At 58.1% G+C, this 11,068-nt stretch carries 7 protein-coding genes and 1 pseudogene; 2 read left to right on the top strand and 6 right to left on the bottom strand.

Annotated features, from left to right (window positions below):
- Positions 1 to 407 (top strand): annotated as a pseudogene (gene glyA / locus RA28_RS19860) (serine hydroxymethyltransferase); the annotation flags it as partial.
- A gap of 69 nt (positions 408 to 476) precedes the next feature.
- Here the strand turns inward: glyA and RA28_RS19855 are convergent.
- The gene (locus tag RA28_RS19855) at positions 477 to 851 is read right to left on the bottom strand and encodes a hypothetical protein (protein WP_052261526.1); all 375 of its coding nucleotides are present in this window, start codon (positions 849 to 851) and stop codon (positions 477 to 479) included.
- A 47-nt stretch (positions 852 to 898) separates the two neighbouring features.
- Between RA28_RS19855 and RA28_RS19850 the strand changes: the two genes are divergently transcribed.
- A complete protein-coding gene (locus tag RA28_RS19850) occupies positions 899 to 1,699 on the top strand; it encodes an alpha/beta fold hydrolase (protein WP_039532526.1) in 801 nt (266 codons plus the stop codon).
- Here the strand turns inward: RA28_RS19850 and RA28_RS19845 are convergent.
- From RA28_RS19845 to RA28_RS19825, 5 genes are all read right to left on the bottom strand, one after another.
- Complete coding sequence (locus tag RA28_RS19845; protein ID WP_039532525.1) at positions 1,696 to 2,076, bottom strand: rhodanese-like domain-containing protein; 381 nt, start codon at positions 2,074 to 2,076, stop codon at positions 1,696 to 1,698. The genes RA28_RS19850 and RA28_RS19845 overlap by 4 nt on opposite strands.
- A 67-nt stretch (positions 2,077 to 2,143) precedes the next feature.
- Positions 2,144 to 3,484, bottom strand: a complete 1,341-nt coding sequence (locus RA28_RS19840) for an HlyD family type I secretion periplasmic adaptor subunit (RefSeq protein WP_039532523.1) — start codon at positions 3,482 to 3,484, stop codon at positions 2,144 to 2,146.
- Positions 3,481 to 5,793, bottom strand: coding sequence for a type I secretion system permease/ATPase (locus tag RA28_RS19835; RefSeq protein ID WP_039532521.1), 2,313 nt, complete (start codon positions 5,791 to 5,793; stop codon positions 3,481 to 3,483). Before RA28_RS19835 ends, RA28_RS19840 begins: the two co-directional genes overlap by 4 nt.
- Before the next feature lie 37 nt (positions 5,794 to 5,830).
- Positions 5,831 to 7,789 carry a hypothetical protein gene (locus RA28_RS19830; RefSeq protein WP_039532519.1) on the bottom strand — a complete coding sequence of 653 codons (1,959 nt, stop codon included), beginning with the start codon at positions 7,787 to 7,789 and terminating at the stop codon, positions 5,831 to 5,833.
- A 131-nt stretch (positions 7,790 to 7,920) separates the two neighbouring features.
- Positions 7,921 to 10,455, bottom strand: coding sequence for a beta strand repeat-containing protein (locus RA28_RS19825; RefSeq protein ID WP_039532516.1), 2,535 nt, complete (start codon positions 10,453 to 10,455; stop codon positions 7,921 to 7,923).
- Positions 10,456 to 11,068 lie beyond the last annotated feature (613 nt).

Genomic DNA, 11,068 nt, shown 5'->3' with positions numbered 1-11,068 from the left:
TCGTGACCAACGCGCAGGCGCTGTCGGACCAGCTGATCAAGGGCGGTCTGGACACGGTGACCCACGGCACCGACACCCATGTCGTGCTGGTCGACCTGCGCCCCAAGGGCGTCAAGGGCAACGCCACCGAAAAGGCTTTGGGCCGGGCGCATATCACCTGCAACAAGAACGGCGTGCCGTTTGATCCGGAAAAACCGACCATCACCAGCGGCATCCGCCTGGGCAGCCCCGCCGGCACCACCCGCGGCTTTGGCGAGACCGAATTCCGCCAGATCGCCGATTGGATCATCGAGGTCGTCGACGGCCTCGCCGCCAATGGCGAAGACGCAAACACCTCCGTCGAGGCCAAGGTCAAAGCCCAGGTCGCAGACCTCTGCGCAAAATTCCCAATCTATCCGAAATTGTAGGGCAGACCGGATCAGATACAGAAGACGGCGCCATAGCGGGCGCCGTTTTTCATTGGCAACCAGTTGGGATCAGATAAACCCACGCCAACGCAATACGATCAAAGCCAACGCTGACAGAGCCAGAAACCCAAGTGCCAGCGATCCCAGAAAACTCAGGAACCACCCCCACCTGCGGTCGGCCAGATTGATTGCCGTCAGATGGGCTTGTACCTCTTCTGATGCTTTCTCGAGCATCGGCGTATCAAGAACCAAACGCAGTTTGGGGTGTTCAGCCATTTTTTCGGCCTTCGCCAAAAGCAATGCCTGTTTGTAAATCCGGCGCGGCAAGCGGCGTCTGGCGCGCTTGACCGACTCGGACAGGGTCTTGTCGCGCAATCCGAGTTTTTTGCGCAGCAGCAGGATCGTCTCGGCAATCCGGGTCTGAATATCGATTTCCTGCGACATGGGCGCCTCCTGAACGGGCAATGTACCGCTGTACGAAACCAGCGACAATGGGGCTGGTCGTTTCTGCTGACGGGGGCTATCACGGCAATATGCTGAATACGATCCTTCACGGCGATCCGACTGACAAACCGCCCCTGCTGATTGCCCACGGTCTTTATGGCTCGGGGCGAAACTGGGGTGTAATCGCTCGCAGGCTTTCTGATGAACGGCAAGTCATCGCCGTGGACATGCGCAATCATGCCTACAGCTTTTGGGATCCGCGCCACGACTACCATAGCTTGGCGCAGGATCTGGCCGAGGTGATTGATGCCTTTGGCGGCCAAGCCGATGTCGTTGGACATTCAATGGGCGGCAAAGCCTCGATGATGCTGGCACTGGAACACGGCCAGACGGTCAGAAAGCTCGTCGTGGCAGATATCGCGCCGGTCGCGTATTCCCATAGCCAGATCCAGTTTATCGAAGCGATGCGGGCCGTGGACATGGACCGGGTCAGTCGCCGTTCCGATGCCGAACAGCAATTGGCCGATCTGGGTGTCGAAAAGTCATTGCAGAGCTTTTTCACACAATCACTGGACGTCAAGGAAAGGCGTTGGTTGCTGAACTTGGACGTTCTGGCCGCTGAAATGCCAAACATTATGGGCTTCCCTGAGATCAATTCATCATGGGGCGGCAAAGCGCTTTTCTTGTCCGGGGGCGCATCGGATTATGTGCTTCCGGAATACCGAGACAGAATTCGTGCGCTGTTTCCAAATGCAAGATTTGCAAAGATCAACGGTGCCGGACATTGGCTGCACGCGGAAAAACCGCGTGAATTCGAGGGCGCTGTTCGGGTCTTTCTGAACGCTTAGCCAGAAGCAGTGACCGCACCACCACCATTGACCCAATCGGACAGACCACCAAGGTTATAAACCTGCTGGTACCCCATGTCCTTCAGCAATTTCCCTGCCAAAGCTGCCCGCCCACCGGACGCACAATGCAATACGATCGGTCGATCAAATTGAAGCTCCGGGTCGTGCGAGGGCAAGTCCGGGTCAGCACGAAACTCGAGCATGCCGCGCGAAATATGGTGGGACCCAACAGCGCGCCCGGATTTCTCCAGTTCTGACGCATCGCGGATGTCGAGCAGCAAGGCACCCTGCTCGATCAGTTCTTTGGCACGGGATGTATCAATGCGTGGGACGACCTGATTTGCCGCCTCCATCATGTCTTTCACACTCAAAGGCATTGGGCAGGCTCCTGAACACGGTTGTCAGGATGCTAACACGATGCGATTGCAAGATGTACCCAATGCGTCAGTGTTCGCGAAACGCCCGCGACATGCTGTCCGTCACAGGCTTGGCGATGTAGGCCGCAAAGGTCCGCTCTTCGGTCTGGATCATGATCTCGGCCGGCATTCCAGGTGTGGGAACGAACCCGCGGACCCGGTCCATCTCGGTCGCGGTCAAAGATATGCGAGCCAGATATACCTCTTGCGGGACGCCAGCTGCGTCTTCAAGCAACGAGTCGGCTGAAACGTAGAACACCTCGCCATTCAGCACTGGCGTGGTGCGCTGGTTCAGCGCAACCAGCCTTACGGTGGCGATTTGGCCGGTAACAACGCTGTCGATCTCGGTCCGCGGAATCTGTGCTTCGATAATGAGTGGCGCATCTGCCGGCAAAATCTCGGCAATCGGCTCGCCGGTTTCGATCACGCCGCCCGGTGTGTGATGGTGTAGACGCACAACCGTCCCTGTGACCGGCGCGCGCACAACTGCGCGATCAAGAACGCTGCGCGCCTGACGGGCTTTTTCGCGAACACTCTCCAGATCGGCTTCGATCACGCCCAATTCGTCCAGGGCCGCCTCGCGATAGGCGGACCGGGTGCGTGATATCTGTTCCTCGTATTTCAGAAGCATCTGGTTCACTTCGGCTGTTTCCGCCTGCAAGCGCGCAAGCTGGCCTTCGGCTTCGGCCTGAACCCTGCGGATCGTGTTCAGATCACCCTTGCGCACCAATCCCTTTTCGAAAAGCGCGGCCTTGGTGTCATACTCTTCCTGCAGAATTTCCGAGCGGCGTCTCATGCTGGTCAGTTGCGCCTCAAACCCCGAGGCGCGGATGCGCAGGGCTTCCATGTTTCGGGCAAGCAAGGCGATGTCATTCAGGAGTGTCTTGCGCGAGACATCGAAACTCAGCTTTTGACTGTCCAGTATGGTCATGACTTCGACATCATCCGATGCGTCCAGAAGCCCCTGGGAAAAGACCAGACGTTCCTGTTCGCTGTGTTCCGCAAGCAGGCGTTCGGTCATGGCCTGCAAGCGAATTTTCCGGATGAACAGTTCACGTTCATTGGCCTCTGCCGATGTTTGGTCAAGCGTCATCAAAACCTGGCCCGCCTGAACCGATTCACCTTCGGATACAAGGATGTCTTCGATAATGCCGCCTTCGAGGTGTTGAACAATCTTGTTCCGGCCCGTTGCCACAAAACTGCCTTGGGCGATCACCGCCGCCGCCAATGGGGCGCGGAAAGACCACAAGCCAAAGCCGCCAAAGCAGACCACCAGCATCACCAGGCCCAGAACAATCTGCTTGTTGATCGAACGCGGAACTTCAGAGTACCAAACGGTCGGCTCCTCGACCTTTACCAACTCGTTCATTGTTTATCCCCCCCGCCCTGCAATTCGGGCTTTGGACGTGGTCCATTGAGTTGCTCAAGAACCTGCTCACGCTGCCCGAACAACGCCACGCGGCCGTCCGTCAGCAGCATGATTTTGTCCACGACATTCAGAAGCGTTGGCTTCTGCGTAATAACCACGACCGTGATCTTGTTTTCCTTGGCCTGTGCAATCGCGCGCGCCAGTGCCTTGTCGCCTGCGACGTCTAGATTGGAATTCGGCTCGTCCAGAACGACCATCCGCGGGTTGCCGAAGAACGCGCGAGCCAAAGCAATCCGTTGCTTTTGCCCGCCAGACAACGGCGCGCCGTCCGCTGCGACAACCGTCTCATACCCTTGTGGGAGCGTGGCAATCATGTTGTGCACATCCGCCAGAACGGCTGCATCATGGATTTGTTCGTCTGTCGCGTCCGAGCGCATCCGGCCGATATTGTCCTTGATTGTTCCGGGAAACAGCTGCACGTCCTGCGGCAAGTACCCGATGCTTTCGCCAAATTGGCGCGGATCCCAGTTGCGGATATCCATCAGGTCCAGCCGGACGCTGCCCGAAGTCGGCAGGATCGAACCGACGAGCGTCTTGCCCAAAGTCGTCTTGCCTGCACCAGAGTTGCCAATGATGGCCAGCGTTTCACCCGGGTTCAACGAAAACGAGATGCCGTTCAGGACAACGCGCTTTGTGCCGCCCGGAACATAAAGCAGGCGTTCAACATCCAGCCGACCCTCGGGGCGGGGTAAGCGCAGCTTCTCGAATTGCAGGGCCGAGTTCGATAGCAGATGCTGGATACGCCCGAACGCACCGCGCGTCAGAAGAAACGTGTTCCAGCCTTCGATTGATCCCTCGATCGGGGCAAATGCACGACCGGCAATGATTGACGCGGCAATAACCATACCGCCAGTGATCTCACCCTGCAGGGCCAGGTACGCGCCCCAACCCAGGATACCGATCTGGGTCAGCAAGCGCACGGCACGGGAAATGGCCGCAAAAACCACATTCCGGTCCTGCGCCTTGACCTGCCACGTCAAGGATTGCGCTGTATCCCGACCCCAGATACGCACCGCTTCGGGGATCATGGCTAACGCATTGATGATCTGGCTGTTGCGCGACATCGAATCCAGATGCTGATTGGCCAGCGACTGCGCCATGTTTGCTTTGGCGAAAGGCTTGGCCGTCATTTTCTGGTTGATCAGCGCGATGGTCATCAACAACAGCGCCGTGACGACAACGATCATGCCAAGCTGCGGGTGCACCAGAAAAATCATCAGAATGAACAATGGCGCGAAGGGCACATCCAGAAACGAAATAAGCGTTCCCGAAACAAGAAAGCCCCGAACTTGCTGCAGATCGCCAAGCGTCTGGTATTCCCGCCCATTGCCGTGCAGCGATGCATGGGCCGCAGCACTCAGAACCGGGGCTCCGAGACGCGCAGCGACTTCGACGGCAGTGCGCATCAGCATGAACCGCCGGACTGCATCAAACGCAGCTTGAAAAACGACTGCGCCCGCGACAATCGCCGTCAGCATTATCAGCGTATCCAGCGAGCGGCTGGTCAGAACCCGGTCACTGATCTGGAACAGATAGATCGGGATCGCAAGGATCAACACGTTGGTTGCGCACGTCAAAAGCAGTACGAAAGCCAGATTTCGCCAGATCGCCTTCAGCGAGGTTCGCAGCGTTCTTTGAAAGTCTTCGGGTGGCGTGCGTTTGTGGAAGGTTTGGGGTGGCCCTTTGCCATCTCCTCCGCCCGAGGTGGAGCGGATAAGCGGCTCGTTTGCCTTGCCTTCGATCGTTGTGCCTATGCGGTCTCCGCCGCCGGACGGCGCAGAGGGGGTCATGCGCGCGGTTGATGGCTTGGCGGGGTCACGATCAGGCTCTTCGGCGTCGGCCACCCCAGTGTCGCCTCCCGCATGGTCTTTGTCTTGCGCGGGCCGCGACGATGCGCGCTGACGGGGAGAGCCGGCGCGCGGTTGTTCAGATCTGTGAGGTTCCGGCTCTGACGGCTGATTAACGAACCTTGCTTGCATCTGCTCGGGCGCCTCAGTGTCGGGCGTCGCCTTAAGCGCACCGTTCAGAACAGCCTGCACGCCATCTGGGGCATCGGCCGCGGGACGTTGCGCGGGGTCCGGCACTCGCATCTCCTTGGTCAGGCGCAGCCGGGAAAATGAATGGGCTGCGTCGGCCTGCGACGACCCTGAAACCAATTCGCTGGGCTTCAGGGCCAAGGGTCCGCCGCCACCATGCCGGTCTAATGGACTGGCAAAACGTGTGCGGCGCGACGAAAAAACGATCGACATAAATTAACCTTCGATTCACTCGTAACTTACAGGGAAATCAGGCCAGCATGGTTTGCAGGCCGTCGTCGGCGGTTGCCATTTCACCGGGCGTCAGATCGGCACCTTTCGGCCCGATGCCGGTTTCATCACCGGGCAAGGACATGTCTTCCATGATCAGCGCAATCGCCTCATTCGCGATCTCTTCGATCTCATCATTGGTTGGCACATCGATCAGGCTCGCCTGGTGCAGCAACAGCTCGGAAAATTCGCCATTGGCACCCATAACGGTCGAGTCGACCCCGGCCTTGGTAATGTTCGCCGCGTTCAGCATCGCATTGCTGCCCGCTGTAACTTCGGTCACGGCGCCGTCCGGGCCTTTCAGATGCACGTCATCCTGATCCGCCAGTACCGTGGCCTGCTGGATCATGTTGACCTGCAAAAGATCGCCTTCGATGTTCAGAACACGCAACTGTTCCATTCCGGCAAAAGTCGGATCGTTGAGCAGCGCCTCTTCAAGGGCGTCCATGTTCGCTTCGGTCATATCCAGCGCAGCTGACATGGTTTCATGCATCTGCTCGTGAACGTCCTGACCGATCGTGTTGACCGAGGCCTGATTCATCATCAGGTTCTCGTCTGTACCGGCCTCGACATCCGCCAGTCCACCGGTGACGACATCGTCATCCATCAGGACCAGTGTTTGCATCAGCATATCGACCGAGATCATGTCACCGCCGATCATCACGAGGTCATAGTACGACCCCAACTGGATGATGTTGGTCACGTTGACCATTTCGTTGTCGCCCAGCGCATAAAGCGTCGAGGTCGCCGAAATCTCGGTTTCTATGTGGTCGATATCGGTTGCGTCGATCACTTGTTCGACGAAATTCGCCACCACCAGATCACCGTAGATCCAGTCGACGTTTATCAGCGCGGGCTGGTCTTCCCCACTCGCTTCCTGATCCACCCAGTGCGCCGCGTTTTCTTCAATGGCCATGTTCGAAGTCTGCACAACCTTGGTGCCGGATTCATGGCCGGGCGCGCCTTCGTCCATGTCGGACACAACCGCGACCTGGCTTACCATCGTCAGGCTGACCGACTTGCCGCCCACCGCGATATAAGGCGCATCCACCCACGCAACCGTTGCGTTTACCTGATTAATCGCGAGGTTGCCGCCCGTTATGACGGAGTGGCCGTCTCCGAACTCGAACTCGTCATCCTGATCCCATTCGGCTGGCAAGGGATCGGGTGAAGCGTCTTCCTCTTCTTCTTCGGGTTTGTGATGTTCGGGCAGAAGATCCTCCCATTCCGGAGCCTCTTCGACGTGTTCCCCGTTCACGATGATGCCCAGCGCATCCGCGCCCTGGAATTGATGGACAACCACACCTTCGACGTCCGTGACGAACGGCGTCAGCATTTCCTCGGCCAACGCCTCGACGTAATCCACCGATTTATAGTCGGAAATCGCAAGGGATGGAGCCGATATCACATGCAGTGATGCGGCCAGGTCCGCGGCTGCCTCGGCTTGCGCCATCAATTCTGCAGTGTCGCGGAAATCGCCCTGACCCACGACATCATTGTCGATCAGCTTCAACGTCTGGAAGGTGTAGGTCACCGCCGATCCGATCAGCTCGGTCACGATTTCCGGCTTTTCAAGGATCAAATTGAATTGGAACTCGATCCCACCGAACGGTTCGGCCTCGGAAAACACAGAAAGCTGTATAAATGGCTGACCGATGTTGATGACCGTTTCATCGACCGGACCGCCAAAATAGGGCGGAGGTGTTGGATCGTCGGGTGGCGTCATGAATTTGTAGGGAAGCGGCTTGTAAACGCCGGGATCCAGATCAAGCTTGGCTTTGACCCGAATTGTGAACGGGTCTTCCAGCTCTTCCAGTTCAACCTTGCGCCGATGCGCCGTGAATTCTTCGTATTGATCCCTCAGACGGGCTTGCTCAATCGTAAGATCAAAGGTTCCAATAAAGTGTGCAATCTTTTCGGTAACACTGTCGAACGACATGTCGATGATCCTTAACTACCGCACCGACAGAAAATTTCCGGTTTGGTTTTTGCTGGGCCGAGGCCGCACTGGGCGGCCTTGGCAATTTCGTTAAAGCGGGGGCCGAAAATGCGGCCCCCGAAACGCGTGTCTTATACGTCGTTGTCGTCGCTGGCGTAGCTCGATGTCATCGAACCACCGACCATGGTCGTATCGACCGAGTTACCAAGCACGTTGGCACCCATGACGATCGACTGGTTGAACGCGGACGTGTCGACAACGGCTGCTGCAGACGCGTAGGACTCACCGTTGACGATACCGTCGCCACCGTTGTTCGAGCCCCAGGTGCCGCCCATGCCGCCAGCACCGCCAGCACCGGAGTTTGCGCCGGATGCTTCACCGCCGGTGTTGGTCGCACCTGTGGTCGCACCACCGGTCGAGCTGCCCATGACGTCACCGCTGGTTCCGCCATTGGCCGCTGCGGCGCCACCTGCACCACCTGCGCCAGAGTATGCGGTTCCGGATCCAGAGCCGGTTCCGGTCGAGGTCGCATCGTTGTCAGACATGGCGTCACCACCATATCCTGCAATCGCCTCGGCCAGGCTTTCCGCATAACCGTCGTTGGCCGCATCAGACCATGAGTCTGCGTCGCCGCCGTTACCAGCTTCGTTGGATGCGTCTGCAGAACCTGCACCGCTTCCTGCCGAGTTGGCGTTCGGGTTGGCTGTTCCGCCGTCACCACCAGTACCTTCGGCGGTCGACGTTCCGGAACCATCGGCGTCAGACGAACCGTGAGTATTGTTGGTTCCGCCGGCTCCACCGGACCCATCCGGCGCCTGCCAGTTCGAGGTCATTCCGTCGATGTCGCCAGGTGTCTGGGCGATTACCGGTCCAGCTGCGGTCTGATCACCGACGCCATTTGCGTCTGCGTCCGCGTCAGCCTGACCACCGCCTTGGCCACCGTCACCGGAACCACCAGAGCCGTTGCCACCGTCACCGGCTCCACCGGGTCCGTTGCCACCGTCACCAGATCCACCGGTTCCGTTGCCGCCGTCGCCGGCACCACCAGGTCCGTTGCCGCCGTCACCAGATCCACCGGATCCGTTGCCACCGTCACCGGCACCACCAGGTCCGTTCGCGTCGCCGGCCGATCCGCCGCCGCCAGTTGTCGGGTCAGGATCAGCTGCGTTCAGGCCGAGACCAAGCAGTTGCGCCTGGGCTGTTGCAGCTTGGGCGTTCTCAAGCGTACCTGATGTTCCGCCACCACCGTTGCCGCCGTCACCCGAACCACCAGGTCCGTTGCCGCCGTTACCGGTTCCACCGTTGCCGTTTCCGCCGTCACCCGAACCGCCAGGTCCGTTGCCGCCGTTACCGGTTCCGCCGTTGCCGTTGCCGCCATCGCCCTGGCCGCCATCACCTTGGCCACCATTGCCATTGCCGCCGGATCCGTCGTTGGCACCCAGCGCACCCGCGCCTGCCAGACCAAGACCGATGTTGCCACCTGCGGACGAGTCGTTCGCCTCGTTGGTGCCTTCGCTTGTGTTGTCGGCGTTTCCGCTTGTCTGCGCGTTGCCGTTTCCGCCATCCGCGTTTCCGTTGGAAGCGTCAGTTCCGGCAAGTCCCAGACCCGCTGCCAGCGAACCAGAGGCGTTGTCACCACCGCCAGCATCGCTTTGTGCGTTCGATCCGGACAGACCAAGACCCAGGCCAAGGCCGATCGATCCAGCGTTGCCGCCTTCACCACCAGTTGACTCAGAGTTTGCGCCTGCGACGCCGAGGTTAACCGCACCGGAGTCGTTGTCAGCGTTTCCGCCGTTTCCACCCGTGCTGTCGCCGTCTGCGTGTGCACCGGACAGTCCCAATCCAACGCTGGTATTGTTCGCGCTGCCCGAGGCCGCTCCGTTTCCACCCGAAGCCGTACCATCCGCGTGGCCGGAATGTCCGCCAAGCGCGAATGAGTGGCTTCCGCTGGTGTTACCAGCTGCGTCGCCACCATAGCTGGTGCCGCCACCGCCGGAGTCACCACCGTCGGCATTTACGTCAATACCGTCTTCAGCATGCGCATTGCCGCCGTGGGCGTCGCCGTCCTGATGGAACTCACCTTCATTGTGAACGGTCGCCGAACCAAGATGGTCGTTGTCTTCCAGCGATGCCATCTGATGGTTGATCGCCGAGAAGTCGTTGCCGGGTCCGTCCAGCGAAATATCAAGGTTCAGGTCATCGCCGGGATCATAATCAATGTCATTCCCAGCCGTGATGACATCACCGTTGACGTCACCGTTATTGTCGATATCCACGTCGACCTTGTCATCGTCGCGCGGAATCCATTCGCCACCACCAAAGTCGATGTCGACGGTTGCGGTGTTGGTATTGCTGTCGTTACCACCGTTGGTTTGCGAGTTGCTGTCGTTACCGCCGTTGGTGTTGCTGTCATTACCACCGTTGGTGTTGCTGTCGTTGCCACCGTTGGTGTTGCTGTCGTTGCCACCGTTGGTGTTGCTGTCGTTGCCACCATTGGTGTTGCTGTCGTCGCCTTGCTGCTGCTGTTGCTGCTGCTGTTGCTGTTGTGCGTTCAGGTCGTCGACTAGCGCCATTTCTTCTTCGACGCTGGGCTCGTCTACAACCGGATCCTGGTCAACTTCACGACCGTCATCACCGGGAGACAAAGGAGCAATTCTACGATCCATAGACATAATAATTTCCACTCATCTTAGAGCACCAGACCGCCATTCATCTACAAAGCAGTTATTGGTGCGGTTGAAACAGAATTCTCCACAACAAGCTCGAAACCACTCGCTTGTGCGGCAGTACTTTTCATGATCGGTCTGTCACCCCCTTTCTCGGCCAAGCCGACGGCGTGTCCGCCTGAGAATCGCGAAAATGCGCGGAATGCAGACACGTCAGGAATTAAGGTGCTCCGTAAAATGAAGCCCGATCATGGTCGCAGCGAGGTCAGAAAATGGATAGCTGGCCGAAAGCATTAATTTGGGCAACATTATGACAAAAAAAGAGTTTTTTCTTGCGCCCGTGTTTTCAGCACATTTTGGTCGCGGCAGCACTAAAATTAGGCGACAAGAAATAAAGTTTTTTCTTTTCTTGCACTTACAGGCCCCGATGCGTTCAACACCTGATCAAAAGTTCTACATCGAATTGGTGGGAGGCCGATCATTCTATTGCTGAAATATGAACTTTAAGCTATCATCGAGTTTAGTTTTGAATGTTTACGTTATCGTTTTGCGCCACCAAAAGTAGCACCAAATCCTACTTAATTTGAGAGGCGGCGCAGGTATTAGTGAGGGT

The organism is Ruegeria sp. ANG-S4, assembly GCF_000814005.1.
GTDB lineage: Bacteria > Pseudomonadota > Alphaproteobacteria > Rhodobacterales > Rhodobacteraceae > Ruegeria.
This window is presented reverse-complemented; position numbering and strand designations above follow the sequence as displayed.

Coding starts and splice junctions, on each gene's coding strand:
- RA28_RS19840 (WP_039532523.1), bottom strand. CDS start 3,484: ATGAACGAGTTGGTAAAGGTCGAGGAGCCGACCGTTTGGTACTCTGAA.
- RA28_RS19845 (WP_039532525.1), bottom strand. CDS start 2,076: ATGCCTTTGAGTGTGAAAGACATGATGGAGGCGGCAAATCAGGTCGTC.
- RA28_RS19835 (WP_039532521.1), bottom strand. CDS start 5,793: ATGTCGATCGTTTTTTCGTCGCGCCGCACACGTTTTGCCAGTCCATTA.
- RA28_RS19850 (WP_039532526.1), top strand. CDS start 899: ATGGGGCTGGTCGTTTCTGCTGACGGGGGCTATCACGGCAATATGCTG.
- RA28_RS19855 (WP_052261526.1), bottom strand. CDS start 851: ATGTCGCAGGAAATCGATATTCAGACCCGGATTGCCGAGACGATCCTG.
- RA28_RS19825 (WP_039532516.1), bottom strand. CDS start 10,455: ATGGATCGTAGAATTGCTCCTTTGTCTCCCGGTGATGACGGTCGTGAA.
- RA28_RS19830 (WP_039532519.1), bottom strand. CDS start 7,789: ATGTCGTTCGACAGTGTTACCGAAAAGATTGCACACTTTATTGGAACC.